This window comes from Streptomyces sp. NPDC096105, from assembly GCF_044763335.1.
GTDB lineage: Bacteria > Actinomycetota > Actinomycetes > Streptomycetales > Streptomycetaceae > Streptomyces.
Genome location: NZ_JBIWGC010000003.1, coordinates 101,199 through 127,945, shown reverse-complemented (window position 1 = coordinate 127,945; position 26,747 = coordinate 101,199). Strand labels below are relative to the sequence as shown.

Below are 26,747 nucleotides of genomic sequence, written 5' to 3'. Positions count from 1 at the left end.
GTGTGCTTTTTCCGGAATCCGTGGGGTGATCCGTCGTCTGCGCATCACTGCGACCGACGCTTGGATGATCCGCGCCAGGGCAGCAGCGTACGGGGACGCACCACGGGTTTGCTATCCAGGGCGGACGCCGATGTGCACGACGTCCGGAACGCCCCGGGCAACGGGGATCTCTTCGGTACGCACCTGCCGGAACCCGGCATTCCGCAAGGTTCCCTCGAATTCCGGAGAGGGCGTGGCGGACCATAGCGCGAGGACCCCGCGCGGCTTCAACACCCTTGCGCAGGCCGCGAGTCCGTCCGGCGTGTACAGCCCCTCGTTGCCCTCGTCGACGGTCCAGCCGGGCCCGTTGTCGATGTCGAGGCACAACGCGTCGAACGTGTCGGACGTCTCCTTGACGTAGGCCACCAGGTCCTGCTCGACGATCTCCGTCCGGGGGTCGGCGAGCGCCTCGCCGGAGAGCCCGGCCAGCGGGCCCGTGCGGTGCCACTCGATGATCGCGGGCTCCCGCTCCACCACCGTGATCCGTCCCCAGCGCGGCTGCCCGGCCGCGTGCGCCAGGGAGAAGCCGACGCCCAGCCCGCCGATCAGCACCCCCGGGTCCGCCGCCTCCGGGTCCAGGGCGGCCAGGGCGGCGTCCACGAGCAGCCGCTCGGAGCGCCCGTCGGAGGTGTCCATCAGGAAGCAGCCGTTGGCGATGATCTGCAGCAGACCGCCGTGCCTGCGCAGCGCGACCTCGCCGTACGGGCCCTCGCGGCGGTCCAGGACTTCGGGAGCTTCGGGAATGTCGTACGGGGTGGACATGCGTTCATCCTGGCAGGCCCCCGTCCCGGCGATCCGGGGCCGTGGGGCCCGGCCCGGTGATCGCTCAGAGCGAACGCGACTCCGGGAACATTCGGCGGCTCCCCTGCATTGAGTCGACATAGCTCAACTTGACTGCCGAAGGGGAGATCATGGCTGCTGAGTCCACACCGCTCGCCCTGCCCGTGCTGCCGCTCGACGACGAGGTCGTGCTGCCGGGGATGGTGGTTCCGCTGGACCTGAGCGACTCCGAGGTGCGCGCGGCCGTGGAGGCCGCCCAGGCCGCCGCCCGCGACGAACCGGGCAAGCCCCGGGTGCTGCTGGTGCCGCGCGTCGACGGGACCTACGCCGGGACCGGCGTGCTGGGCACGGTCGAGCAGGTCGGCCGGCTGGCCGACGGCGACCCGGGCGCCCTGATCCGCGGCCGGGGGCGGGTGCGCATCGGCGCCGGCACCACCGGGCCGGGCGCGGCGCTGTGGGTGGAGGGCGCCCGCATCGACGAGAGCGTGCCCGACCCGCTGCCCGGCCACGTGACCGAACTGGTCAAGGAGTACAAGGCGCTCGCCACCGCCTGGCTGCGCAAGCGCGGCGCCTGGCAGGTCGTGGACCGGGTCCAGGCCATCGACGACGTCTCCGCCCTCGCCGACAACTCCGGCTACTCGCCGTTCCTCACCACCGACCAGAAGGTCGCCCTGCTGGAGACCACCGACCCGGTGGCCCGGCTGAAGCTCGCCACCCAGCAGCTGCGCGACCACCTCGCCGAGCAGGACGTCGCCGAGACCATCGCCAAGGACGTCCAGGAGGGCGTCGACAAGCAGCAGCGCGAGTTCCTGCTCCGCCGCCAGCTCGAGGCGGTCCGCAAGGAGCTGCGCGAGCTGAACGGCGAGAAGGAGGGCGAGGAGTCCGACGACTACCGGGCCCGCGTCGAGGCCGCCGAGCTCCCCGAGAAGGTCCGCGAGGCCGCGCTCAAGGAGGTCGACAAGCTGGAGCGCGCCTCCGACCAGTCGCCGGAGGGCTCCTGGATCCGCACCTGGCTCGACACGGTGCTGGAGATGCCGTGGAACGAGCGCACCGAGGACTCCTACGACATCCGCGGCGCCCGACAGGTGCTGGACGCCGAGCACGCGGGCCTGCAGGACGTGAAGGAGCGCATCACCGAGTACCTGGCGGTGCGCAAGCGGCGCAACGACCGGGGCCTGGGCGTCGTCGGCGGGCGGCGCGGCGGCGCCGTGCTGGCCCTGGTGGGCCCGCCCGGCGTCGGCAAGACCAGCCTCGGCGAGTCCGTCGCGCACGCGATGGGCCGCAAGTTCGTCCGGGTCGCCCTCGGCGGCGTCCGCGACGAGGCGGAGATCCGCGGCCACCGCCGCACCTACGTCGGCGCCCTGCCCGGCCGGATCGTGCGCGCCGTCAAGGAGGCCGGGTCGATGAACCCGGTCGTCCTGCTCGACGAGATCGACAAGGTCGGCTCCGACTTCCGCGGCGACCCGGCCGCGGCCCTGCTGGAGGTCCTCGACCCGGCGCAGAACCACACCTTCCGGGACCACTACCTGGAGGTCGAGCTCGACCTGTCCGACGTGGTCTTCCTCGCCACCGCCAACGTCCTGGAGGCCATCCCGGAGCCCCTGCTCGACCGCATGGAGCTGGTCCGCCTCGACGGCTACACCGAGGACGAGAAGATCGTCATCGCCCGCGACCACCTGCTCCCGCGCCAGCTGGAGCGCGCCGGCCTGGACACCGACGAGGTCACCCTCGACGAGGGCGCGCTGCGCAAGCTGGCCGGCGAGTACACGCGCGAGGCGGGCGTGCGCAACCTGGAGCGGTCCCTCGCGCGGCTGCTGCGCAAGGTGGCGGCCCAGCACGAACTGGGCGAGCGGGAGCTGCCGTTCACCGTGACCGAGGGCGACCTGCGGGACCTGATCGGACGGCCGCACCACGTGCCGGAGTCCGCCCAGGAACCGGCCGAGCGGCGCACCGCCGTGCCCGGTGTCGCCACCGGGCTCGCCGTGACCGGCGCCGGCGGTGACGTCCTCTACGTCGAGGCGTCCCTGGCCGACCCGGAGACGGGCGCGGCGGGGCTCACCCTGACCGGTCAGCTGGGCGACGTGATGAAGGAGTCCGCGCAGATCGCGCTGAGCTTCCTGCGCAGCCACGGCGCCGAGCTGGAACTGCCGGTGGGCGACCTGAAGGACCGGGGCGTGCACATCCACTTCCCGGCGGGCGCCGTGCCCAAGGACGGCCCGAGCGCGGGCATCACGATGACCACGGCCCTGGCCTCGCTGCTCTCCGGACGGCTGGTCCGCACGGACGTGGCGATGACCGGCGAGGTGTCGCTGACCGGGCGGGTGCTGCCGATCGGCGGGGTGAAGCAGAAGCTGCTCGCCGCGCACCGGGCCGGCGTCACCACCGTGATCATCCCCAAGCGCAACGAGCCCGACCTGGACGACGTCCCGGCGGAGGTGCTGGAGAAGCTGGACGTGCACGCAGTCACCGACGTCCGCCAGGTCCTGGAACTGGCGCTGTCCCCGGCCACCGACGAGGCGGCGCCGGAGGTTCCGGTGGCCGCGTGACCGGGCTGCCGGACGAGGAGGGCCCGGGTCCCGTGAGGGAGGCCCGGGCCCTTCCCCCGGCCCGGGTCCTTCCCCCGGCCCGGGCCGCTCCTGCGCCGGGCGTCGGGGCCTGTCCCGGGTCCGAGGCGCCGCGCCTGCCGGGGCCGTCGGGTCGGTCGCCGGCGGCGAAGGCCCGCACCCGGTCGAGGGTGCCGTTGAAGCGGTCGTGGTCGCCGACCGCCGGGCCGGTCGAGGCGTACTGCCACATCGTGTACGTGCTCCAGCCGGCGGGCAGTTCGCCGACGGTGGAGGCGTACCGGGCGATCCACAGCGGGGTGCCGGCGGCGAAGCCGGCGTGGTCGCCGGTGCACTGCTTCCACCAGCTGGTGGCGGTGTGGAGGACGGCGTCGCGGCCGGTGCGGGCGCGGTAGCGGTCGAGGAAGTCGCGGATCCAGCTCACCATGGCGCTCACCGACTTGCCCTAGCAGGCGTCGCCGTACGGGTTCCACTCGATGTCCAGGACGCCGGGCAGGGTGCGTCCGTCGGCGGACCAGGCGCCGCCGCGGTCCACGAAGTGGTCGGCCTGCGCGGCGCCGCTCGCGGTGTCGGGCGTCGCGAAGTGGCAGGCGCCGCGGACCGTGCCGACGTCGTAGGAGCCGTTGTACTGCTGCGGGTGGTACGGGTTGGTGTAGTACGTGCCCTCCGTGGCCTTGGCGTAGGCCCAGCGCACCCCGCTGTCCCACAGGGCGGCCCAGGCGACGTCGCCCTGGTGGCTGGAGACGTCCACGCCCTCCGTCCGGGCGGAGCGGGCGGTGGGCAGGCCGGCCCGGCCGTCGTGGGCGAGGACGCCCATGCCCATGTGGGCGGAGCCGCGCGGCGGGACGGCCGGGGCGGCGCCGTCGGCGACGGCGGCGGTCCGCGGGAGGGCGAGCAGCGCGAGCAGGACGGCGCCGGCGGCGCCGAGCGCGCGTATGCGGACGAGGCGGGATCCGTGCACAGGCATGACGCATCTCCGGACGGTCACGGGACGCACCCGGAAGGTGACCCGCCTCGCATGCGGTGGGCATGCCGCGTGAGGGCCCGACGGGGAAACCGCGGGGCGCCGGCCGCGGCGGCGGGCGCGATCACCGCGCGCTGCCGTTGGTCTACGCCTGCGAAATACTGGTGGAGCTGCGGCGACGCCGCCACTCGGCGGAAACTTTCGGAACGGGAAACCGAGGCAGGGGCCAACGTGCACGAAGACGGAAACGGCGGCGGGGAGCACGCCGCCTCGCCGGAACCCGGGTCCGGTGCGGAACAGCCCGCGCTCCTGGCGCTGGAACGCGAGTTGACGGTCCTGCTGCGACGCGCCCGGGCCAACCAGGGGGAGATGGCGCGCGAGGTCCACCCCGACCTCGAGCCGTCCGCGTACGGGCTGCTGGTCCGTCTGGAGGAGTGCGGGCGGCAGCGGGCCACCGAACTCGCCGCCTACATCGGCGTCGGCAAGGCGACGATGTCCCGTCAGCTGCGCGCCCTGGAGGACCTCGGGCTGGTGGGCCGCGAGCCCGACCCCGTCGACGGCCGCGCCTGGCTGGTCACCCTCACGGAGGAGGGCCGCCACCGCGTGAGCCGCGTCCGCGAGGCCCGCCGCGCCCGCTACGCCGGCCGCTTCGCCGACTGGGACCCGGCGGAGGTCGCCGAGCTGGCCCGGCTGCTGCACCGGCTCAACCGGGGGATGGAGCGGTAGGGCTCCCACGGTGCGGGTGCTTCGCACCGGCGGGTCGGCCGCCCGGGTGACGGCGGCCACGGGGCGTCAAGGGGCGGCGCCACCGGCCGGCCGTGCGGGTGACGTCGTCAGCCCGGCGGCAGCTCGACGTGGACGACCGTCGCGTCGTCGTGGGTCTTGCCGCCCGGGGGACGGTCCCGTTCCAGGGCGCGGACGCGCTTCACCAGACTTCGGGCGCCCTCCTGGCGGATCAGGGCCACGCAGTCCGCCCAGTCGCCCTCGCCGAAGCGGTCCACCCAGCGGGTCGCGCCGTCCGTCAGCGCCGTCAGGGCGCGCACCCGGTCGCGGGGCAGGGAGACGGTGACGGCGCGTGAGGACACCGACGGGTCGGCAGCGGCGGTGAAGAAGCCGCCCTCCTTGTTCCGCAGGGTGGTGTCCACGACGGTGTGGCTGACCAGGGCCGAACGGGGCAGCCGGTCCAGCCGGTCGTCCCGGACCGCCGTGACCGCGCCGTCCGGCGACTCCACCAGCAGGACCGAGTCGGACAGCACCAGACAGTCCACCGCGTCGGGCGACCAGCGCGCCAGCACCACTGTCGCCTGCGGCGTCCGGGGGTGAGAAAGGTCACAGGTCGCGGCATGGCTCCCGGCCGTGCGCGCGATGCCCCGGGACAGCAGCCCGGCCGGCGGAACATCCGGGAGGGAAACGGTCAGTTCGGTCAGCGCGCCGCCCAGCCGGGCGGTGAACCAGGGGACCGAATGCAGACAACCGCCCCCGTCCGGCGGCGGCGTGACGCCGTCGAGGACCACGAGCGCGCCGCCCTGCCCCGACGCCGGGAGCGCGACGCTCGCGAAGTCCTCGTTGGGGCGCCCCGGGTCACCGGGTTCCGAGACGAGTTCCGTGCGCATCCGGCCAGTCTGCACGAGCTCCCCGCGACGATCGCCGGAGCCCGGCGACGGCCGCCCGTTCTTCCGCAGGCGCGCAGGTCAAGCGCCTGATTTGGGGGGGAATGCAGGGCTAGGGGAAGGCGTGGCGGCGAATATTGCCACCGCCCGCCGCAGACGTCCAACCGGTGTGCCGCCCGGGTCCGCTGCGGGGCGCAACGGAACTTGCTCCTCAACTCGCCTCCGATGTTCACTCCTTCGAGTGGCGGGTCAGGTGATGCGCATCCGCTGTCCACGGGCGCTGGGAGGGTCGGGGAGCGTTGGGGGCGCCTCGCTGTCCGAGCGCGGCCAGCGACTCGGGGAACGCGCCCGCGCCCGTTGACGGAGCGTCACCCGGGCCCACGGGTACACGAGCAGGAATGCGAGCACCGGTGCAGAAGACGCGGCCTCGTCGCAAGGACAAGCAGGCGGCCCTCGCGGGGGACGCGCAGCAGACGCCCACCGTCGGCAGGGGCCGCCCCACCCACGTACGCAACCGTCTCGTCGTCGCCGTCGCCGTGGTGGCCGCGGCGATCGCCGGGGCGGGGGCGCCCTCCGTGCTGGCGGCCTCCCAGCAGCTGCACGACGCCCAGGAACTGGTGACCCTCGCCGAGCGGACCGAGGACGCGCTCACCCTGGCCCACTCCCTGGCCGACGAGCGCGACGAGGTCGTCCCCTACATCGCGGCGGGCCGCCCCGAGTCCGAGGCGCCCTCCGAGGAGCACAGCGCCCGGGTGGACCGCCAGGTCGAGGAACTGCGCGCCGACGAGGACACCTCGCAGGCGCTGCGCGACGAGCTCGACGCCGTCGCCGCCGTACGCCGCGCCGCCCTCACCGGCAAGAGCAGCGCGCTGGAGGCGCACCAGGCGTACTCCACCGTCATCTCCCAGCTGCACCGGCTCGCCGCGCGGCTGGCCGACCGGACCCCGCCCCGCGCGGGCTCCGGCGGCCACGCGCTCGCCGAGCTGGACACGGCCGTCCAGCAGGCCGCCGCCACCCGCGGGCTGCTGCTCGCCGCGCTGAACGTGCCCAGCACCACCGAGACCGTGCTCGACCCGGTCACCGGCCTGCCGGTCACCGTCGGCAGCACGTCGGAGGCCGACGGGAAGCGGCGCGACGAACTGTCCGCCGCCGCGCTCCAGGCACGGGTCCGCTCCGACGCGGCCCTCGCCGGCTTCCGCGACGCCGCCCCGAAGGCCGCCCGCGCCTCCTACGACTCCACGGTCACCGGCCCCGAGGTGGACACCGCCGAGGAGTACCTCGGGAAGCTCACCGACAAGCCGACCCTCTCCGACTCCGAGCTCGACACCGGCACCGAGAAGCTGGCGGCGGCGCTCACCGCGCGGATCGACATGATGCGCGGCGCCGAGGCCGCGCTGTTCGACCAGCGCACCAAGGACCTCGCCCAGCTCCGCGACGAGGACGTCACCGAGCTGGAGATCCGGATCGCCGTCCTCGGCGCCCTCATGCTGCTCGCGGTCGGCGTCGCCACCGCGATGGCCCGCAGCCTCACCCGGCCGCTGTCGGTGCTGCGCCGCGGCTCCGCCCGGCTCGCCGAGGCGGAGGACCCGGCCGCCGAGGAGCCGGTCACCTTCACCGGCCGCAACGACGAGTTCGCGCAGGTCGTCCGCTCCGTCAACGCCCTGCACGCGCACGCCGCCGGACTCGCCCAGCGGATCGCCACGCTGGAGGCCGACCGCAAGCACCTGGTCGGGCAGCGGCAGAAGATGGCCGACGCCCGCGAGGAGCTGCGCAACGAACTCGCCGAGGCCACCGCCCGCATGGAGCGGATGCGCCACAGCATCGACGGCACCTTCGTCAACCTCGCCCTGCGCACCCTCGGCCTGGTCGAGCGGCAGCTCGGCGTCATCGAGGGGCTGGAGCAGCGGGAGGACGACCCCGACCGCCTGGCCACGCTGTTCAAGCTCGACCACTTCGCCACGGTGATGCGCCGGCACAGCGAGAACCTGCTGGTCCTCGCCGGCGCCGAGCACGGCCGGCAGACCGCGGGCCCGGTCCCGCTGGTCGACGTCGTACGGGCCGCGGTGAGCGAGATCGAGCGGTACGAGCGGGTGCGGATCGCCGCGCTGCCGCCGCACGCGCACATCGCCGGGTTCGCCGCGGACGACCTGTCCCACCTGCTCGCCGAACTCATGGAGAACGCGACCTCGTTCTCCCCGCCCGACGGGCCCGTCGAGGTCTCCGGCTGGCTGCTGGAGAACGGCGAGATCATGCTCTCCGTCCAGGACGAGGGCATCGGCATGGCCGAGGACCGGCTGGAGCGGCTCAACACCCGGCTGTCCGAGTTCGACCCGGAGGCGGCGTACGACGCGGAGTCCGACGACGGCCTCGGCCTCGGCCTGTACGTCGTGGCCCGGCTCGCCCACCGGCACGGGGTGCGGGTGCGGCTGCGCAGGCAGAAGCAGGGCGGGATCGCCGCGGTGGTCGTCCTGCCGGACCCCCTGCTGGCCCCCGCCACGCCCACGGCCGTCCCCTCGTCCGCCCCCTCGTCCGTCCCCGACGGCACCCCCACGGTGTCCCTGCCGGGCGCCGACGCCGAGGCCAACTCCAACGAGCTGCGGGGCCGCGGCACGTCGGGCGACCCGCTGGTCGACCTCGCGGAGAAGGCCCTGGAGGCCCGCGCGGCGGCCGGGACGTCCAGCTCGGCCGCCTCGGAGACGCCGCCCGCGTCCGAGGGGGCGAGCGCGGACGCGCGGGGCGCGCAGGAGGCGGGGGAGACCCCGGAGCCCTCGGCCGCGGCGGAGGCGCCGTCCGCTGCGGACACCCCGACGACGCCGGACACCGGTACGCCGCACGGCCCGGACGAGACCGCCCCGGCCGCCGTGACCGAACCGGAGCCCCCGACCCCGCACGCGGCGGCCGGCTCCGCCGCGGAACAGGCCCAGGGCGGGTCCGCCCCGGCCGCCCCGGACGCGCCCGCCGCGCAGGCGGCTGCCCCTGGTGCGGTGGCGGGACCGGCCTCTGGCGGGACCGCTTCGGGAACCGCGGAGGGGGCGCAGTCCCGCACGGGAGTCCCGGGCGACGCGGACGCGCTCGCCGCGCACACGGTTCCCCCCGTCGCCGACGAGGAACCGCTCCCCGGCAGCGGGACCACCCCGGTCGCCCCCCAGGCCTCGGAGCCGCACGCGGCCGCCTCGGCCGCCGGGGCCGAGCCTGCTCCCGGCGAGGCCGCCTCGGCGCCGGAACCGAGCCAGGGCGCCCCCGAGCCGGAGGCGCAGGCCCCGGCCGAGCGCCCCGCCGAGACCACCATGGAGTTGTTCATCCCGGCCCAGCCGGATGGCCGTGCCCCGGCGGGGGCCGGGGACGCGGCGTCCGACGACCGCCCCACGGCGGCCGGAGGCCACGGCGCCGGGACCGCCCCGCCCGCCGACGAGGCCGTACGCCCGGGCTCCGGGCACGCACCCGCGCGCGGCTCCGGGCCCGCGCCCGCGCACGGCACCGGGCCCGCGCCCGAAGCGGCGCGGGCACCCGGGGGCCCCGCCCCCGGACCCGCCGCTGCGCAGGAGTCCCGCGCCGGGCTGCCGGGCGGCCCTGTCACCGGTGACGCCGCCGGCCGGCCCGAGCACGCGCGGGTCGCCGACGGCCCTGCCGAGGACGACCCCGTCACCGCCAAGGGACTGCCGAAGCGGACGCCGAAGATCACCGCGCCGGTCGCTCCCCCGCGGTCGCGGTCGGGGTCGGTGGACGCCGAGGCCCTGCGCCGGCGGCTCGGCGGTTTCCGCCGGGGCGCGGACGCCGGACGGCGGGACGCCGAGGCGGAGCTGGCGGCCGAGCGGTCCCGCGGGGACCGGACGCCGTCCGGCACGGACGCCGCAACCGAGGAAGCCACGGGGGGCACTGTCGAGGAGGCAAGCAGTTGACCGCGCCCAGTACCTTCGGACTGAGCAGTGAGGCCCGCAACCTGCACTGGCTGCTGACGAACCTCGTCGAGGAGGTGCCCGGCATCCTGTCCGTCGCGGTGGTCTCCTCCGACGGCCTGCTGCTCCTCTCCTCCGACGAGACGCTCGCCCAGGCCCGCAGCGGCCCGGACGGCGCCGCCCCGGCACCCGGCGAGCGGGGGGCGGGGCGGCCCGGCCCGCGCGGCTCCTCCGCCGACCTGGCCACCGTCGTCTCCGGCATCGGCAGCCTCACCGTCGGCGCCTCGAAGCTGATGGACTACGGGTCCGTCAAGCACACGATGGTCGCCATGGACGAGGGCAGCCTCTTCGTGATGTCGATCAGCGACGGCTCGCTGCTCGGCGTGCACGGCTCGGCGGACTGCGACATGAGCGTCGTGGCGTACCACATGGCCCTCTTCGTGGGCCGCGCCGGCCACGTCCTGACCCCCGAACTCCGCAGCGAGCTCCGCAGGAACCTCGAGTCGGCGGGAGGCGGGGAGCACGAGTCCGCCGGGAGCCCCCGATGACCCGCGCCCCGAAGAAACACCTTCCCGTGCGCGGCGGTGACCGCAAACCCGCCCGGGTGCGCCCCTATTCGCTCACCGGGGGCCGCACCCGCTTCGGCCACGTGCTGCTGGTGGAGACGTTCGTCGGCGCCACGGCCGGCGCCGCCGGGCTGGAGGCCGCCGAGGAACGCAGGGAACTCACCTCCGGCGGCCTCGCCCGGATCATGCCGGAGGCGCGTGCCATCGTCGAACTGTGCCGCCGTCTGCGGACGGTGGCCGAGATCGCCGCGCTGCTGAAGATGCCGCTCGGCGTGGTCCGCGTCCTGCTGAGCGACCTCGCGGACCAGGGAAAGATCCGTGTCTACGGGACGGGCACCGGCCACGGCACGGGCCGCCCGGACCGCGCGCTGCTGGAAAGGGTGCTGAGTGGACTCCGCCGTCTCTGACGCCGCCCCGGGCGTCGCCCCGCTCGTCGAGGAGGACGAGCCCCTGCTGCCCTGGCAGACGGACCCCGCCCGGGCCCCGGTCGCCACGAAGATACTCGTGGCCGGCGGCTTCGGCGTCGGCAAGACCACCCTCGTCGGCACCGCCTCCGAGATCACGCCCCTGCGGACCGAGGCGCTGATGACCGAGGCGAGCGAGGGCACCGACGACCTCACCGCCACGCCGGGCAAGTCGACCACCACCGTGGCCCTGGACTTCGGGCGCATCACGCTCGACGACGACCTGGTGCTGTACCTGTTCGGCACGCCCGGCCAGGAGCGGTTCTGGTTCATGTGGGACGACCTGGTGCGCGGCGCGATCGGCGCCGTCGTGCTGGCCGACACCCGCCGGCTGAAGGACTGCTGGCCGGCGCTGGACTACTTCGAGAGCTGCGGGCTGCCGTACGTCGTGGCGGTCAACCACTTCGACGGCAGCGAGCGGTTCGACCCGGAGGACGTGCGGGAGGCCCTCACGATCCCCGCGCACATACCTGTCATGATCATGGATGCGCGCCGTCGGATCTCGGTCATCGAGACCCTCTTGACCCTCGTGGGCCACGCGCTCGACGAAACCCCCGAGTAGCCCTCTTAGGAGCGTCCCCCGCATGCGGAAGATACTCGTCGTCGGGGCCGGCCAGTCCGGTCTCCAGCTCGCCCTGGGACTCCAGTCGCACGGGTACGAGGTCACCCTCATGTCCAACCGGACGGCGGACGAGATCCGCACCGGGCGGGTCATGTCGACGCAGTGCATGTTCCACACCGCCCTGCAGCACGAGCGCGACCTCGAGCTGAACTTCTGGGAGCCGCAGGCCCCGAGGATCCAGGGCCTCGGCGTCTCGGTCGCCGCCCCCGGCTCCTTCGACCCGGGCCCCTCGCGGCGGGCGGTCGACTGGCTGGGCCGCCTCGACGGGTTCGCGCAGTCGGTGGACCAGCGGGTGAAGATGGCCGGCTGGATGGAGACCTTCGCCCGGCGCGGCGGACAGCTCGTCATCCACGGCGCCGCCGTCGGCGACCTGGACTACCTCTCCCGCGCCTACGACCTGGTGCTCGTCGCGGCCGGCAAGGGCGAGCTGGTGCGGATGTTCGCCCGCGACCCCGAGCGCTCCCCGTACAGCACGCCGCAGCGCGCCCTCGCCGTCGCCTACGTGCACGGCCTCGGCCCGCGCCCGGAGCACCCGGACACCGAGGCGGTCCGCTGCAACCTGGTCCCCGGCGTCGGCGAGATGTTCGTCATGCCGACGTACACCGTCTCCGGCCGCGCCGACATCCTGTTCTGGGAGGGCGTCCCCGGCGGCCCGCTCGACGCCTTCAAGGACGTCAGGGACCCGGCCGAACACCTCTCCCTGACCCTGGAACTGATGAAGAGGTTCCTGCCCTGGGAGTACGCCCGCGCCACCGGGGTCGAGCTGACCGACGCCGGCGGCACCCTGGCCGGCCGCTACGCCCCGACCGTCCGCCACCCCGTCGGCCGGCTGCCCTCCGGCGGCCTGGTGCTGGGCGTCGCCGACGTCGTCGTCGCCAACGACCCGATCACCGGCCAGGGCTCCAACTCCGCCTCCAAGTGCGCCGCCTCCTACCTCGCCTCGATCCTCGAGCACGGCGACAAGCCGTTCGACGAGGAGTGGATGCGGCGGACCTTCGACCGCTACTGGGACATCGCCCGTCACGTCACCAAGTGGACGAACGCCATGCTGGCCCCGCCGCCGGAGCACGTCCTCGGCCTGATCGGCGCAGCCGGAGAGCTCCAGCCGGTCGCCGACCGCTTCGCCAACGGCTTCGACGACCCGGCGGACTTCGAGAACTTCTTCTACGAGCCGGAGAAGACCGACGCCTACCTGGCCGAGGTCTCCGCCGCGGCCGGCGCGTAGGCGGCGTCGTACCCCTCGTCGGACCCGTCCGTCGCCCCCTCGGGGAGCTCCGGCGGCACGTAGTGCTCCAGGGGCTCCCCGCCGGGGTCGGGCCGCACCGCGCCCAGCACCGGGTTGGCCGCGATCGGCGACACCTTGATCCGCGCGCCGGGCCGGGGCGCCTGCACCACCTTGCCGTCGCCCAGGTAGAGGGCGACGTGCGTGGCGTCGTCGAAGTACACGACGAGATCGCCGGGGCGCAGGTCCACCAGCTCGATCCGCTCCAGCCGCGCCCACTGCTCCTGGCTGGTCCGCGGCACCTCCGCGCCCGCCGCGCGCCACGCCTCGGAGGTGAGCCCCGAGCAGTCGTAGGCCTCCGGGCCCTCCGCGCCCCACTCGTACGGCTTGCCGAGCTGCTCCACCGCGTACCGCACGGCTCGCTCGCCGGCCGCGGACGGGGCGTGGGCGCCGCTCAGCGCGCCGGACGCCACCATTTCCCGCTGCGCCTCGGCGACCCGGCTCCGTTCCAGCTCGGCCAGCTCGGCCAGCTGGCCGGCGGTCAGCGAGGCCAGCAACTCCTCGACGTCCCGCAGCCGTCCGACCACCTGGTCGCGTTCCTTCTCGCGCCGCTCGGTGAGCGCGATCCGCTCGTCCAGCGCCTTGCGCGCCCGCCGCGCCAGCTCGCCCGCCCGCTTCGCGTCACCGGTCAGGCGGCCCACCGTCTGCGCCCGTTCCCGCGCGAGCTGCCCGATCACATGCCCCTGCTCCAGCGCGCGCTGCGGGTCGCGCGCCAGCAGCAGACGCACGTAGGGGGAGAGGCCGCTCAGGCTCTGGTACTGCTGCCGGGCGAGCCGTCCGGCGGCGCCCCGGCTGTCGTGCAGGGAGAGCCGGGTGCGGGCGAGGGCGCGCTCCAGCCGCTCGGTCTCGGCGCGCTGCTCGTCCAGCGCCTCCTCGGTGGCGTTGTAGCGCTCGGTGGCCTTCTCGGCCTCGCGGTACAGGGTCTGAAGGTCCGTCAGCAGCGCGGCGACGGAGCGCCCGCCGGACGCCGCGGCGCCGCCACCCGGCTCCGGGGCGGCCGTCGCGGGCACGGGTGCGAGAACGGTCCCGGCCGCCAGTGCCGCCGTACACACCAGACGCAGAAGCATTCCTGACACGCCATCACCTCCGACGCGGGGCGGCTCGTCCGCTCCGCACCGCGAGCATCAGGGGAGGGGGCGCGGTCCGCTCGCCGAGTGTGCGCGGTTCGGCGCAACGGGGTCACCCGTGGGCGTCGTCCGGCTTGCCCTGCGGCGTGGCGTCCGGATGCGGCTTCGGCCTCGACCACGGCCAGCGCGGTCCGTCCCCGGCCCGGCCGGCGGGGTCGTAGAGGTACTTCCAGCGGGCGGTCAGACCGGTGAGCCGGCTGTTCCCGCGGGGCACCCGCCGGTACACCAGCACGGTGGGCGGGCCCCCGTCCGGGGCGGGCACGGGGATGCGGTACGTCTTGGGCGGGTGCCCGGTGATGCCGAGCAGCACCGGCAGGACGCGCCCGTCCATGGGGCCGCCCTCGAACGGGGTGTCTTCGCTCTTCACCCCACCAGTCTCGGCCATCGGCCGCGGGTCACAGCTCCGCGGCCAGTGCCCGCACCAGCGCGTCGGCCTGCGCGTCCCGCCGCGCGGTGACCGTCAGCACCGCCACGAACTGCTCCACGAGCCAGTCCCGCAGTTCCTCCGGCGGCGGCTGCTTGTCCTCGTCGAGCCAGATCAGCGAGGCGGCCTCCACGGCGGTGATCCACATCCGGATGGTCATGCGCAGCCGGGGACCGGGGTCGGCGACGTCGAGATGGCGGAGGATGTGCTCGGCGGCGGCCCGCCGCACCCCGTCCACGATCGCGGTGGTCCGGGAGGTCTCCACCACGCTGCCGCCCTGGAGCAGGGCGCTGAAGCCGGCGTCGTGGCGGCCGACGAAGGCGAGGTAGCGGTCCACGGCCCGGGTCAGCCGGGCGAGCAGCGGGCCCGCCCGCGGCTCGTCGAAGCAGTCCCGCAGCTCGTCGGCGGCGGACTTCAGGGCCGCCTCGTAGAGCTGCTGCTTGCCGCCGGGGAAGTACCGGTAGACCAGGGGCCGCGACACGCCGGCCGCCTCCGCCACGTCGTCCAGCGACACGTCCTCCGGCGCCCGGTGGGCGAACAGGGACAGCGCGGCCTCCAGGAGCTGGCTGCGGCGCTCCTCGACACTGAGACGCCGGTAGGCGGGGGTGGGGGCCTGCGAGGTCATGTCCGCAGCGTAACCGGCCGTGGCGCGCGCGGCGCGCGCCCGCCGGCCCTCGGCCGGATCCCGGCCCCCGGAGCCCGCGGGGCGCGGCTCCGGCCGGGCGCCCGGTCAGGCGAGCAGTCCCGAGGAGCGCCAGAGCCGGCGGCCCGGGCCGCGCAGCACGCCGATGTCGTCGAGGAAGTCCGTGAGCTTCTTCGCGCCCTGCTGCATCACCTCGCGCCGGTGCGCGCTCGCCCGCACCTGGGCGACGGCCTCGCGCCGGTCCAGGCCGACGTTCGTGTAGACCTCCGGGTTCACGAAGGCCACCGAGAACATCCGGGCGAACTCGCCCGAGGAGACCCGGGTGAACTCCTGCGACCAGCGCGGCGCGGTCATCATCTGGCGCCGCAGCTCCTCGCGGGCGTACCGGACGTGCCGCGCCTCCTCGATCACGTGGATCCGGGTGACGCCCCGGATCAGCGGCTGCACCCGCTCGTCGGGGAAGGTCAGCCGCTGCATCCAGTCGAGGACCTCCTCGCCGAGGAGGGTCGCGGTGAACGAGCCGGGTGTGGTGGAGACCGTCTTGAACACGCGGCCCAGGGCCTGGTGGACGCGGCCCACCGGGTACCAGGGGGTGCCGCTGCGCGCGATCACGCGGGCGAACATCTTCGAGTGGCGGCACTCGTCCTCGATCTCGGTGAGGGCGTACCGCACGTGCGCGCTGGTCGCGGACTTGTCGTAGATGTGGCGGACCAGCAACTGCATCAGGATCAGCTCGAACCAGATGCCGAGGGAGGCGAGCGCGGCGGCCTCGTGGCGGGAGAGCAGCAGACGCTGCTCCTCGCTCATCCGCCGCCACAGCGGGGTGCCGTACAGCGACACCAGCTCCGGCGGCCAGAACCACTTGCCGTCCTCGAAGGGCGCCTCCCAGTCCAGCTCCTGGTCCGGGTCGAAGGAGTGCTTCGCGGAGGCCTCCAGCAGCCGGCGGGCCACCGACTCGCGGTCCTTGAGCTGCCCGAGCGCGTCCCGCAGGCCGTCGAGCGCGTCGGTCTCCGACAGGGTCGTCATGACGGTTCCACCTCGGGGCGTCTCGGGTTACCGACAGGTCACCTTTATGAGACTGCCTGTCAGCAAGCCCGTCAATCCCCCGCGCACGACATGTCGCCGGCCGGACCGCCCGGTCCGCCCGGCGCATACGGGCCGGGCGGACCGGTGACGCACCGCAGGGAGCCGCACCGCAGGGATCACCCGGGCCTCAGCACCGCCTCCATCACCGCCCGCGCGACCGGAGCCGCCGTGCCGCCGCCGCTGATCTCCCCCCGGCTGCCCTCGGCGTCCTCCACCACCACGGCCACCGCCACCTTCGGCTCCATCTCGTCCTCCCGCTGCGCCCAGGAGATGAACCAGGCGTACGGCGTGCCCGAGTTGCCCAGCCCGTGCTGCGCGGTGCCGGTCTTCCCGCCGACCACCGCGCCGGGGATCGCCGCCTTCCCGCCGGTGCCGTCCTCCACCACCCCCCGCATCAGCTCCCGCATCCGCATCGCCGTCGCCGGGTGCATCGCCCGCCGCACCGGACGCGACCCCGCCGCGGACACCGTGCCGCCGCCCGCCCGCGTGGTCCGCTCCACCAGGTACGGCTCGCGCACCTGCCCGCCGCTCGCCACGGCCGCCGCGACCGTCGCCATCTGCAGCGGCGTGGCCCGCGTGTTGTACTGCCCGATCGACGACAGCGCGAGCTGCGCCGCGTCCACCGTGGTGTCGAAGGTGCTGGGCGCCACCCGGAACGGCACGCGCCGGTCCGGGTCGTTGAAGCCGAAGCTCTCCGCCGTCTCCCGCATCCGCGCCACCCCCGTGGCGACCCCGAGCTGGGCGAACACCGTGTTGCAGGACCGCACGAACGCGTCCCGCAGCGTGGCGTCCTCGCAGTCCCCGGCCCCGTTGACCAGCCGGGTCGTCGTCCCCGGCAGCAGGTACGGGTCGGGGGAGCGGGTCGGCTCGTCCAGGTCCTTCACCGTGCCCGCGTCCAGCGCCGCCGCCGCGGTGACCACCTTGAACGTCGAGCCCGGGGGATAGGTGCGCTGCACCGCCCGGTTCAGCATCGGCCGGTCCGGATCGGCGTTCAGCCGCGCCCACGTCTCCCTGGCCGTCCTGCCGTTCCCGGACAGCGGCTCCGGGTCGTACGACGGCATCGACACCAGCGCCAGGATCCGCCCGGTCGACGGCTCCACCGCCGCCACCGCGCCCTTCCGCCCGCGCAAGCCCTCGTACGCCGCCCGCTGCGCCCGCGGGTCGATCGTGGTCAGCACGTCGCCGCCCGCGCTGCGGGACCGGGTGAACTCGTTCCACAGCGGCAGCGGCGCCAGCACCGGGGCGGCCCCCGACAGCACCGCGTCCTCCGTGCTCTCCAGCAGCGTCGTGCCGTACTCCTGCGAGGCGAAGCCGGTCACCGGGGCGTACAACGGCCCGTCCCGGTACGTCCGTTCGTAGCGCAGGTGCTCCCCGGTGTCCCGGGACCCGGTGACCGGGCGGCCGTCGACCAGGATGTCGCCGCGCGGCTGCTGGTACCGCACGATCGCGGCACGGCGGTTGGCCGGGTTGGCCTCGTAGTCCTCGGCGTGCAGCACCTGCACCCGGGCCGCGTTGACCAGCAGCGCGACCAGCAGCAGCGCGCAGAACAGCGCCGCGTGCCGGATGTGCCGGGTCACCGGAGGGCACCCGGGGCGGCCTGCCGCCGCGCGCTGTCGCCGAGCCGGACCAGCAGCGCCACGATCGCCCAGTTGGTCACCACCGAGGAGCCGCCCTGCGCCAGGAACGGCATGGCCATCCCGGTCAGCGGGATCAGCCCGGTCACCCCGCCCGCGATCACGAACACCTGCAGCGCCACCAGCGAGGCGAGTCCCACGGCGAGCAGCCGCCCGAACGGGTCGCGCAGGGCGAGCCCGGCCCGGTAGCCGCGCTCCACCAGCAGCCCGTACAGCAGGAAGATCACGGAGAGGCCGGCCAGCCCCAGCTCCTCGCCGGCCGTCGCCAGGATGAAGTCGGACTTCACGGCGAAGCCGATCAGCACCGAGTGCCCGAGCCCGAGCCCGGAGCCCAGGATCCCGCCCTCCGCGAAGGCGAACAGCGACTGGGCGATCTGGTTGGGGCCCTCGCCCGCCTCGATGGAGGCGAACGGGTGCAGCCAGGTCTCGATCCGGTGGTGCACGTGCGGCTCCAGCCGGCCCACCGCGACCGCGCCCAGCGAGGCCAGCAGCAGGCCCACCGCGATCCAGCCGGTGCGGCCGGTGGCGACGTACAGCAGCACCACGAACAGGCCGAAGAACAGCAGCGAGGTGCCGAGGTCCCGCTCCAGGACCAGCACGCCCACGCTGACCAGCCACACGGCGAGGATCGGGCCGAGCACCCGCCCGGTGGGCAGCTGCATGCCCCAGACACGGCGGCCCGCGTAGGTCAGGGCGCTCCGGTTCGCGGCGAGGTACGCGGCGAAGAACACCGCCAGCAGCACCTTCGCGAACTCGCCGGGCTGGATGGAGAACCCGGCCACCCGGATCCAGATGCGGGCGCCGTTCACCGCGGGGAAGAGGATCGGCACGGTCAGCAGGACCAGCGCGGCGGTGACGCAGAGGTAGGCGTAGCGCTGGAGCGTCCGGTGGTCGCGCAGCACCAGGATCACCGCGATGAACAGCGCCACCCCGAGCGTCGACCAGATGAGCTGGGCGGGGGCGGCCCGGTCGCCGGGCGTCTCCAGGTCGAGCCGGTAGATCAGCACCAGGCCCAGCCCGTTGAGCAGCACCCCGATCGGCAGCGGCAGCGGGTCGGCGAGCGGGGCCCGCCAGCGCACCGCCAGATGGGCCAGCAGGGCGAGCACGCCGAGCCCGGCGCCGTAGCCGGCGGCGCCGGGCGGGACGGTGCCGTTCCTGGCGAGGCCGACGGCGCAGTAGCCGTACACCGACAGTCCGACGGCCAGGACGATGAGGGCGAGCTCCACGCCGCGGCGTCCGGTGGGGCGGGCGGCGGGCGCGGGCGGATCCGCCGTCGCCAGGGTCGTACCGGCCTTGCTCATGCCCGGAATTTACCCACATACGACGCTTCGCGTGGTGCGCTCATCAGCACCAGCGTGGCGCGGGACCGATGTTGTCGATGTACCGGGCCGGGGCCCAGGCCCAGGTGCCGTCCGTGAGGAGGTACCAGAGCGGGTTGCCGTCGACCTTGTCGCCCGGCACCTTGCAGTGGATCGAGACGACGTCGCCCTTGTGGGCGTACCGGATGACCTTGGAGCCGCGGTTCGGGGCGCTGCGCAGGGCCAGCTTCTGCGCGGTCACGACGCCGCGGTACTCGCCCTGGTCGCCGTGGTCGCCGCCGGCCTGGTTGCCCCCGCCCTGCTGGCCGTTGCCGCCCTGCTGGTGGGAGCCGCTGTTGTTCCCGGCGCCGTTGCCGCCCTGCTGGCTCCAGTCGCCCTGACTGCTCTGGCCGCTCTGGCCGGGGTCGTCGGCGGCGAGGGCGGGGGTGACGGCGGCCGCGACCGCGAGGGCCCCGGCGGCGAGCGCCATGGGCAGACGGCGGGTGAGCGGGAGACGCGGGGGACGCAGGGGCATGGCGGTACCTCCAGGGGAAGACAACGGGTCGAAGGTGACTTGTCGCCACATTAGGAGCGCCTCCCGGGCACCCGCCCGCCCTGCTGCGCCATCGGGGACGGCGCTCCGCCCTCCGGGTCATCCGCCGCGGCCCAGCGGCCGTCCCCGGTCACTCCGCCAGCATCCGCGCGGTGGCGAGCCCCGTCCGCAGGTAGTCGACGAACAGGTCGTTGTGCAGCGCCCAGGAGGAGCGGCGGGACCGGATCAGCCGGATCGCCGCCTCGGCCGGACGGCCCCGGCGCATCAGTGCGTGCGCGACCACCAGACCGGAGCGGTTGTAACCGTGGAAGCAGCGCACCAGCACCGTGCGGCCCTCGTCCAGGGCCTCGCACGCCGCCTCGGCCAGCCGGATCACCCCCGCGATCTGGGTGCCGTCCAGCGGGCCGTCCGGGATGGGCCACACGTGGTGCTCGACCCCGGGGTCGGGGCCGTGCTCCGGCAGCCGCAGCAGGGTGTGCACCAGGTCGAACTGCCGGCGCACCACCACCTGCTCCAGCCGGCCCGCGGGCCCGCGGACCTGGTGCCCGCCCATCCACAGGCCGGGCACGATCTCGTCCCACGGGCTGTCCGGAGCCGGTACGTCGGGTCGACTCTCGCGGGTACGCAACGGCGCCTCCCACCCTCACCGGCCAACTCCTGTCCACGGTATCCGGCTTCTTGCCCCCGCAGCACCCCGCCTGTTCCCATGGAAACGGGTGAAGACGGGGGGATGCGGGGGGAGACGGGGTGATGGCGCATGGACGGACCACGCGTCGTGCCGGCCCGCCGGCACGGCAGGGACCGGTTCCACGTCCGCCTCCCGGACGGCAGGACCGTCGCCTGGTACGACCCTGAGGCGGCCCGTGTGCACCTCCTCGACGCCGACCACGAGGAGGAGGCGCTCGCCGCCCTGGCCCCCTACCTCACCGGCCCGGTTTCCGTCGGACCGCCCCCGGTCCCCACCCCCGCCGACCTCACCCGGCTCTCCCTCCCTCCCGACGACGACCTCGCCCCGAACCGTCCCGGCGAGGCCCTGCTCGTCGACCTCGACCGGAACCCCGGCCCGGCCCGCCGGCTGCGCCCGGACCCGCGCCGCGGGGAGCCCGCCGCGCAGCAGGCGGTGGGCGCGGCCCTCGACGCGATGGACGGCGCAGGCTGGCACGCCCTGCACTCGCTGCCGCTCCCCGGCGGCCACGACGTCCACCACCTGCTGATCGGCCCGGGCGGCCTGTACGCCCTCCACGCCCGCTCCGCCCACCGGCAGCGGGTGACCGTCGCGGAGCCCCGGGTGCGCATCGGGCGGCGCCCGCCCGAGCCCGTGCTGCCCCGGGTGCGCGCCGACGCCGACCGGGCCGCCCACGCCCTGACCGCCGAGGTGCGGCCGGTGCTGGTCCTGGTCGGCGCCCGCCGGGTGACGGTCACCGCCGCGCCGCGCGGGGTGCGCGTCCTGACGGACGCGGACGTGCCGGGGCTGGCGCGCGGGGGAGGCGTGCTGAAGCCGGCGGACGTGGAGGCGCTGTACGCGACGGCACGGGACCGGAGGACGTGGGCGGGGCTGTGAGCGTCCGGGACGGACACCGTTCCCGTTCCGTCCCGGGCGGGGTGCCGACGGGCGCCGCCGCTCCGCCTCGGTGACGGGAGTCATACGATGAGAATCTAGTGCAAACTATGACAAACGCTCTGATGGTGATCGGCGGACGACCGGAGAGGTGCTGCACGTGAGGTCCATCTGGAACGGCGCGGTCTCGTTCGGGCTGGTCAGGATCCCGATCAAGCTGGTGAACGCCACCGAGAGCCATTCGATCCCCTTCCGCCAGATCCACATCGAGGACGGCGGCAGGATCCAGTACCGGAAGTTCTGCGAGCTCGAGGACCGCGAGGTCAGCGGCAAGGAGATCGGCAGGGGCTACGAGGACGCGGACGGCATGATCACCCCGATCACCGACGAGGACCTGGCCGGGCTGCCGATCCCCACCGCCAGGACGATCGAGATCGTCGCCTTCGTGCCGGAGGACCGCATCGACCCGCTCCAGATGGACGCCGCGTACTACCTCCAGGCGGGCGGGACGTCCGCGGCGAAACCGTACGCGCTGCTGCGGGAGGCGCTGAAGCGGAGCAGGAAGGTGGCCGTCGCCAAGTACGCCCTGCGGGGCCGGGAGCGTCTTGGCATGCTGCGTGTGGTGGGCGACGCGATCGCCATGCACGGCCTGCTGTGGCCGGACGAGGTCCGGGCCCCCGAGGGGGCCGCGCCGGCCGCCTCCGTCACCGTGCGGGACAAGGAGCTGGATCTCGCGGACGCGCTGATGGACGCGCTCGGCGAGGTGGACCTGGAGGACCTGGAGGACGAGTACCGCGCGGCGGTGGAGGAGGTCGTCGTCGCCAAGGCGGCCGGCGAGACCCCGCGGGGGGCGCCGGCCCCGGAGCCCGGCGGCGGCAAGGTCCTGGACCTGATGACAGCCCTGGAGAACAGCGTCCGCGCGGTCCGCGAGTCCCGCGGCGAGGACGCCGGGGTCGAACACCTGCCGCACGGCAGGACGTCCCGCTCGTCCCCGAAGGAGACAGGCGGCAAGAAGTCGACGTCGACGGCGAAGAAGACGACGTCCTCACCGCGCACGTCGACGTCGAAGACGTCCGGGACGAGCCGGAGCGGGAAGAAGGCGACGGCGAAGAAGACCCCGGCGAAGAAGGCGCCCGCCAAGAAGACGGCCTCCCGCAAACGCCCGGCCTGACCCCGGCCCGTGATCCGCAGGCATCCGTTCGTTCTGTACGGCTTGTTCCGTAGGGCTCGCGGGCGGACCGCGAGCCACTTCCAGCGGTGCCCGTTTCGCCCCGGTCCATCAGGCGGGTGACGCGGAACACACTCACCAAGGCGCCGATGCCGGGGAAGAGTTACCGAGACGTAGTGGCACTGTGGAGAACAGCACGAAGCCCGTGCAAGCGGCCTTGTCCGCCCCGCGGAACGCACCCGCACCTCACGTCCCGCGCGGCCGCCTCACCGGGCTCCGCCCCCGACCGGCACGGCGGTCCGACTGATCCCGGCGGCCGGTTCCGGCGTCTTCCCCTGGGGGCGCGTTCCGGCATACGCGACCCGCCGGACCGGCCGGCACGACCGCGCCGGACGGGCCGGAGGGTGATCCGAGACTGCGGTGGAGGGCATGGACGAGAACGAGTTCGACGCTTTCTACGCGGCCGCCTTCCCCCGTCTGACCGGCCGGCTGTTCGCCTTCACCGGGGACCTCGGCGAGGCCCAGGACGTGGTGCAGGAGGCGTTCGTGCGCGCGTGGGACCGGCGCCACCGGCTCACGGCCGACGAGGCGCCGGAGGCATGGGTGCGCACCGTCGCCATGCGCCTCGCCGTGAGCCGCTGGCGCCGCACGAAACGCTGGCTGGAACTGGTGCGGCACTCCCCGCCGCCCGAGGCGACGCCCGGACCGGACCCCGACCGCACCGCCCTGGTCGCCGCCCTGCGCCAACTCCCGGAGTCCCAGCGGATGGCGGTCGTGCTCCACCATCTGTGCGACCTCAGTGTCGAGCAGGTAGCCTCCGAGACCGGCGCACCGGTCGGCACGGTCAAGGCACGCCTGTCCCGCGGACGGGCGGCGCTGGCCAGACACCTGGCGGTGGACGAGGCCGAGGAGCCGGCCTGGGAGGAGGGCGGCCGTGTCGGATGAACTGTCCGCGGCCCTAAGGGAGCTGGCCGCCCGGCACGAGGCCGCGCCGCCCCTGGCCGCCGCGGAGGTCCGGGACCGCGCCCGGCGCCGCTCGCGCCGCCGCAGGACGGTCCTCGCGCTCGGCACGGCGGCCACGGCCGCCTGCGCGGTCACGGTCGTGACCCTCGCCCCGCACACCGGCCACCCCACCGGAGAGCGGCACCGCCCCGGCGCGCCCCCGGCCGCCTCACCCAGCCCCGCCCGGCCCTCCGCCACCTCCACCCCGACCCGCGCACCCCGCCCGTCCGGCCGGCTCGACCCGCGACTGCGCACCCTCACCTTCGGCGACCGCGTGCTGCGGGTCGACCTGCGCGCCGCCGGCCGCCTCCCGTCCGGCGCCCGGCTCACGGTGGTCGCCCGGAGCTCCGGCGCGGTGCTGCCGCTGCGGACCAGGACGGAGGTCCGCGAGGTGAAGGTGCCCCACCTGGTGGAGCTGCGCGCCCCCGGCGGCGAACACCTCTACGCGGGCGCCCTCTCCTTCGACGCCAAGGTGCTGCGCGCCCTCGCGGGCACCACGGGCTGGGTGGGCCTGAGCGCACGGGACGCCGAGTGGCTGCACGACCGGCTGCGCGACGGCGACCGGATCGAACTCGCGACGACACCCGCCCCGCGCTGAACGCCTTTCCCGGACAGGTCAGTCGACCAGTCCGCGCCGGTACGCGTAGACGACCGCCTGCACCCGGTCCCGCAGCTGGAGCTTGGACAGGATGCGGGACACGAACGTCTTGACCGTCTCCTGGCTGATCACCAGCGCCGCCGCGATCTCGCTGTTGGACAACCCGTCCGCGATCAGCCGCAGCACCTCCAGCTCGCGCGGGGTCAGCGGGATCTCCCGGTCGCCGCCCGCGACGGGCCGGATCCGGGAGGCGTACCGGCCCACGAGCTGCCGGGTCACGTCCGGGTCGAGCAGCGCCGCGCCCGAGGCCACCGTCCGGATGCCGAGCAGCAGCCGGTCCGGCGGCGCGTCCTTCAGCAGGAACCCGCTCGCCCCGGCGCGCAGCGCCTCGTAGACGTACTCGTCGAGGTTGAACGTCGTCACCACGAGCACCTTCACGGGATCAGGGACCCCGGAGCCGGCCAGCAGCCGGGTGGCCTCGATGCCGTCCAGCACCGGCATCCGCACGTCCATCACCACGACGTCCGGCCGCACCCGAGCGGCCAGGTCGACGGCGGCGCGCCCGTCCGCGCACTCGCCCGCCACCTCCATGTCGGGCTGCGCGCCGATGATCGTCACCAGCCCGGTGCGCACCAGCGTCTGGTCGTCGCAGACCAGCACCCTGATCGGGGCGCCGCTCACGACGGGCTGCCGGTGGGTATCCGCGCCCGCACGGCGAACCCCCCTCCGGGACGCGGCCCCGCCTCGAACGCGCCGCCCAGGACGTCCACCCGTTCACGGAGACCGGCCAGCCCCCGCCCGCCGCCGCCCGGCGAGGTCACGGCCCCCGCTCCGGGACCGTCCGTGCCGACCTCCACCGTGATGTCCCTCCCGCTGTGCCGCACCAGAACCGAAGTAGGTCGCCTGTGAGCGTACTTGAGCGCGTTGGTGAGGGACTCCTGCACCACCCGGTACGCCACCAGGTCCGCGCTCCCGGTCGACGCCGCCGGGGTTCCCTCCTCGGTGAACTCCACCGGCTGCCCGGCCCGCCGCGTCTGCTCCACCAGCGTCAGCAGCCGGCCCACCGGCGGGGTCCGGGAGCCCTCGCCGTGGTCCGGGTTCAGCAGGTCGAGCAGGTGCCGCAGATCGGCGACGGCCCGCCGCCCGGTGTCGCTGACCGCCGTCAGCGCCTCGTCGAGCCGCTCGGGCGCGGCGGTCAGATACCGCGCCGCCTCCGCCTGCACCACCATCGCGGTCACGTGGTGGGTCACCACGTCGTGCAACTCCCGCGCGATCCGCGCCCGTTCGGCCGCCCGCGTCCGCTCCGCCACCTGGTGGCGCCGCTCCGCCTCGGCGATCCGGGTGGAGCGCAGCCACGCCCCGCCGCCCCACAGCAGGCACAGCGCCACGTAGAACGACACGAACTCGGCCGGCGGCTCGCCCGCCCCGCGCCGCAGCAGCTCGGCGACGAACAGCACGTACGCCAGGGAGAGCACGGCGGCCGTGGTGCGCCGGTACCGCTCCAGGTGGGCGCCGGCGCTCAGCAGCGCGAGGGGGAGCGCCGTGCCCGCGAGCGAGTGGTAGCCGCGGAGCTGGTCGAGGACGAAACCGGCCGCCACCAGGGCCAGGCAGAGGGCCGGCCACTGCCGCCGCAGGGCGAGCGCGAGGGACTGCGCCCCGATCGCCACGGCGGCCACCGCGTCGTACGGGCGCTCCGCGACCGCGCCGATGTCGGTGCCGCTGCCGCGCAGGCTCGGGAGGAACGCCAGGGAACACAGCAGCACGGCGAACGGCAGGTCCCGGACCGTGACGTGCGTCCGGTCCCAGACCTGCCGCAGCCCGCGTGGACGGATCACCGGGAGAGCACGGCCGCGTCGGCCCGCTGCGAGCGACGGGGGGTCAGGTGGCCGCGCCGGCGGGCCAGCAACAGGAAGCCGGCGGTCAGCAGCAGCCCGGCCGCCAGCGTGTACAGGCTGGCCTCGGGGCCGAACTCACCCCCGCTGATCAGGGTCGGCCCGGACGTGGAGGCGTCCAGCAGACCCTGCTGGGTGTCGTTGCCGGAGACCTCGGTGCTGAAGAGACCGGACGCGGCGAAGTTCCACCCGAAGTGCACGCCGATCGGCATCCAGAGGTTACGGGTGGCCACGTACGCGGCCCCCAGCATCGGTCCCGCCGACAGCGCGATGACGGCGGCGCCCCACAGGCTCGCGTCGGGGTTCGCCAGATGCCACGCGCCGAACAGCACACTGGTCGGAACCAGCGCCCCCCACGTACCGAACCGCCCCTCCATGGTCCTGAACAGTACCCCGCGGAACAGCAGCTCCTCCGTGACGGAGGCGCCCGCCATGAACCCGGCCAGCCCCACGGCGCCGGTGTACGACCCCCAGCCCTCCACCTCGTAGTGCCCCAAGAAGGCGATGTTCGCCACCACGGACACGAACATCAGCGTCCCGATCAGCACCCCCCGGCCGACCGCCCCGGCCGCGCCCTTCCGGGCCACCTCCGCGACCGCCCGCCGCTCGGTGCGCCCCACCACCCAGGCGTAGACGTACACGGCCAGCACCGACGCCACCAGCCCTACGCCGAGGGTGGCCCACGGATTGTCCTGGACCGCGGCCACACTCTGTCCCGCGACCATGGACACCACCACCACGGCCAGCAACTGCCAGACGACACGCACGACTTGCTCCTCGGCGAAAGGGGGGGAACGCGGCGGTGAGAGGACCGCCGCTCCGACACCCCTGACGGTACGGATCCGCGTCGCGGGAAGCGTCACCAGCGAGTGGACACCTGCACGTAGCTCCTACGGGGGACAGGGGGCGCGGTGCACCCCGTTCACTGTCGGGGACCAGGGCGCCGCCGGGAGTGGCGGGGGAGTGTGTCACGCGGAGGC

General features: G+C 74.7%; 24 protein-coding genes and 1 pseudogene. 11 read left to right on the top strand and 14 right to left on the bottom strand.

Annotated elements, in window-relative coordinates; genetic code table 11:
- Positions 1-111 precede the first annotated feature (111 nt).
- The gene (locus tag ACIQ8B_RS06060; RefSeq protein ID WP_403545622.1) at positions 112-801 is read right to left on the bottom strand and encodes a spermidine synthase; all 690 of its coding nucleotides are present in this window, start codon (positions 799-801) and stop codon (positions 112-114) included.
- A 149-nt stretch (positions 802-950) separates the two neighbouring features.
- Here ACIQ8B_RS06060 and lon point away from each other — a divergent pair, with 149 nt between their 5' ends.
- Complete coding sequence (gene lon, locus ACIQ8B_RS06055) at positions 951-3,365, top strand: endopeptidase La (protein ID WP_290005979.1); 2,415 nt, start codon at positions 951-953, stop codon at positions 3,363-3,365.
- Between the two features lie 157 nt (positions 3,366-3,522).
- On the opposite strand, the pseudogene ACIQ8B_RS06050 reads toward lon, so the two are convergent.
- A pseudogene (locus ACIQ8B_RS06050) lies at positions 3,523-4,347 on the bottom strand (lysozyme); the annotation flags it as partial.
- Positions 4,348-4,575: 228 nt separating this feature from the next.
- Here ACIQ8B_RS06050 and ACIQ8B_RS06045 point away from each other — a divergent pair.
- Positions 4,576-5,070: a MarR family winged helix-turn-helix transcriptional regulator gene (locus tag ACIQ8B_RS06045; RefSeq protein WP_290005982.1), complete on the top strand. Its 495-nt coding sequence runs from the start codon at positions 4,576-4,578 to the stop codon at positions 5,068-5,070.
- Positions 5,071-5,177: 107 nt separating this feature from the next.
- Here ACIQ8B_RS06045 and ACIQ8B_RS06040 read toward each other — a convergent pair whose 3' ends face one another.
- Positions 5,178-5,957, bottom strand: coding sequence for a hypothetical protein (locus ACIQ8B_RS06040; RefSeq protein ID WP_290005984.1), 780 nt, complete (start codon positions 5,955-5,957; stop codon positions 5,178-5,180).
- Positions 5,958-6,364: 407 nt separating this feature from the next.
- Between ACIQ8B_RS06040 and ACIQ8B_RS06035 the strand changes: the two genes are divergently transcribed.
- The 5 genes from ACIQ8B_RS06035 to ACIQ8B_RS06015 are packed head-to-tail and all read left to right on the top strand — an operon-like array spanning position 6,365 to position 12,727.
- Positions 6,365-9,853: a nitrate- and nitrite sensing domain-containing protein gene (locus ACIQ8B_RS06035; RefSeq protein ID WP_403545619.1), complete on the top strand. Its 3,489-nt coding sequence runs from the start codon at positions 6,365-6,367 to the stop codon at positions 9,851-9,853.
- Positions 9,850-10,398 (top strand): roadblock/LC7 domain-containing protein, encoded by a 549-nt coding sequence (locus ACIQ8B_RS06030; protein WP_403545617.1) that lies wholly within the window; start codon positions 9,850-9,852, stop codon positions 10,396-10,398. The genes ACIQ8B_RS06035 and ACIQ8B_RS06030 overlap by 4 nt, the downstream gene beginning before the upstream one ends.
- A complete protein-coding gene (locus ACIQ8B_RS06025; RefSeq protein WP_106412473.1) occupies positions 10,395-10,823 on the top strand; it encodes a DUF742 domain-containing protein in 429 nt (142 codons plus the stop codon). Before ACIQ8B_RS06030 ends, ACIQ8B_RS06025 begins: the two co-directional genes overlap by 4 nt.
- Positions 10,804-11,442, top strand: coding sequence for an ATP/GTP-binding protein (locus ACIQ8B_RS06020; RefSeq protein ID WP_290005988.1), 639 nt, complete (start codon positions 10,804-10,806; stop codon positions 11,440-11,442). Before ACIQ8B_RS06025 ends, ACIQ8B_RS06020 begins: the two co-directional genes overlap by 20 nt.
- A gap of 22 nt (positions 11,443-11,464) precedes the next feature.
- A complete protein-coding gene (locus ACIQ8B_RS06015) occupies positions 11,465-12,727 on the top strand; it encodes a styrene monooxygenase/indole monooxygenase family protein (RefSeq protein ID WP_403545615.1) in 1,263 nt (420 codons plus the stop codon).
- Here ACIQ8B_RS06015 and ACIQ8B_RS06010 read toward each other — a convergent pair.
- The 8 genes from ACIQ8B_RS06010 to ACIQ8B_RS05975 all read right to left on the bottom strand — a co-directional run bounded on the left by ACIQ8B_RS06010 (position 12,691) and on the right by ACIQ8B_RS05975 (position 20,177).
- On the bottom strand, positions 12,691-13,860 hold the full coding sequence (locus ACIQ8B_RS06010; RefSeq protein ID WP_366251961.1) for an NlpC/P60 family protein: 1,170 nt from the start codon (positions 13,858-13,860) through the stop codon (positions 12,691-12,693). The genes ACIQ8B_RS06015 and ACIQ8B_RS06010 overlap by 37 nt on opposite strands.
- A 103-nt stretch (positions 13,861-13,963) precedes the next feature.
- Positions 13,964-14,278 carry a hypothetical protein gene (locus ACIQ8B_RS06005; protein ID WP_290005994.1) on the bottom strand — a complete coding sequence of 105 codons (315 nt, stop codon included), beginning with the start codon at positions 14,276-14,278 and terminating at the stop codon, positions 13,964-13,966.
- A gap of 28 nt (positions 14,279-14,306) precedes the next feature.
- Complete coding sequence (locus ACIQ8B_RS06000; protein ID WP_403545612.1) at positions 14,307-14,960, bottom strand: TetR/AcrR family transcriptional regulator; 654 nt, start codon at positions 14,958-14,960, stop codon at positions 14,307-14,309.
- 105 nt (positions 14,961-15,065) lie between these two features.
- Entirely contained in the window at positions 15,066-16,004 is a 939-nt protein-coding gene (locus ACIQ8B_RS05995; RefSeq protein ID WP_403545610.1) for a diiron oxygenase, read from the bottom strand.
- A 176-nt stretch (positions 16,005-16,180) separates the two neighbouring features.
- Entirely contained in the window at positions 16,181-17,641 is a 1,461-nt protein-coding gene (locus ACIQ8B_RS05990) for a penicillin-binding transpeptidase domain-containing protein (RefSeq protein ID WP_403545608.1), read from the bottom strand.
- Positions 17,638-18,999 carry an FtsW/RodA/SpoVE family cell cycle protein gene (locus ACIQ8B_RS05985; protein WP_403545606.1) on the bottom strand — a complete coding sequence of 454 codons (1,362 nt, stop codon included), beginning with the start codon at positions 18,997-18,999 and terminating at the stop codon, positions 17,638-17,640. The genes ACIQ8B_RS05990 and ACIQ8B_RS05985 overlap by 4 nt, the downstream gene beginning before the upstream one ends.
- Positions 19,000-19,042: 43 nt before the next feature.
- Positions 19,043-19,531, bottom strand: coding sequence for an SH3 domain-containing protein (locus ACIQ8B_RS05980; protein ID WP_403545604.1), 489 nt, complete (start codon positions 19,529-19,531; stop codon positions 19,043-19,045).
- Between the two features lie 148 nt (positions 19,532-19,679).
- Positions 19,680-20,177 (bottom strand): dual specificity protein phosphatase family protein, encoded by a 498-nt coding sequence (locus tag ACIQ8B_RS05975; RefSeq protein WP_403545602.1) that lies wholly within the window; start codon positions 20,175-20,177, stop codon positions 19,680-19,682.
- A gap of 129 nt (positions 20,178-20,306) precedes the next feature.
- Here ACIQ8B_RS05975 and ACIQ8B_RS05970 point away from each other — a divergent pair, with 129 nt between their 5' ends.
- The 4 genes from ACIQ8B_RS05970 (at position 20,307) to ACIQ8B_RS05955 (ending at position 23,875) form a co-directional block, all read left to right on the top strand.
- Positions 20,307-21,110 carry an NERD domain-containing protein gene (locus ACIQ8B_RS05970; protein ID WP_403545600.1) on the top strand — a complete coding sequence of 268 codons (804 nt, stop codon included), beginning with the start codon at positions 20,307-20,309 and terminating at the stop codon, positions 21,108-21,110.
- 148 nt (positions 21,111-21,258) lie between these two features.
- Positions 21,259-22,278 (top strand): Ku protein, encoded by a 1,020-nt coding sequence (locus ACIQ8B_RS05965; protein ID WP_403545598.1) that lies wholly within the window; start codon positions 21,259-21,261, stop codon positions 22,276-22,278.
- Positions 22,279-22,704: 426 nt separating this feature from the next.
- Entirely contained in the window at positions 22,705-23,220 is a 516-nt protein-coding gene (locus tag ACIQ8B_RS05960; protein ID WP_403545596.1) for a SigE family RNA polymerase sigma factor, read from the top strand.
- On the top strand, positions 23,210-23,875 hold the full coding sequence (locus tag ACIQ8B_RS05955) for a hypothetical protein (RefSeq protein WP_403545594.1): 666 nt from the start codon (positions 23,210-23,212) through the stop codon (positions 23,873-23,875). Before ACIQ8B_RS05960 ends, ACIQ8B_RS05955 begins: the two co-directional genes overlap by 11 nt.
- An 18-nt stretch (positions 23,876-23,893) precedes the next feature.
- Here ACIQ8B_RS05955 and ACIQ8B_RS05950 read toward each other — a convergent pair whose 3' ends face one another.
- Genes ACIQ8B_RS05950 through ACIQ8B_RS05940 form a run of 3 tightly spaced genes read right to left on the bottom strand, consistent with a single transcriptional unit; the run spans position 23,894 to position 26,534 of the window.
- A complete protein-coding gene (locus ACIQ8B_RS05950; RefSeq protein WP_403545593.1) occupies positions 23,894-24,556 on the bottom strand; it encodes a response regulator in 663 nt (220 codons plus the stop codon).
- Positions 24,553-25,710, bottom strand: coding sequence for a sensor histidine kinase (locus tag ACIQ8B_RS05945; RefSeq protein ID WP_403545591.1), 1,158 nt, complete (start codon positions 25,708-25,710; stop codon positions 24,553-24,555). Before ACIQ8B_RS05945 ends, ACIQ8B_RS05950 begins: the two co-directional genes overlap by 4 nt.
- Positions 25,707-26,534: a lysostaphin resistance A-like protein gene (locus ACIQ8B_RS05940; RefSeq protein ID WP_403545589.1), complete on the bottom strand. Its 828-nt coding sequence runs from the start codon at positions 26,532-26,534 to the stop codon at positions 25,707-25,709. The genes ACIQ8B_RS05945 and ACIQ8B_RS05940 overlap by 4 nt, the downstream gene beginning before the upstream one ends.
- Positions 26,535-26,747 lie beyond the last annotated feature (213 nt).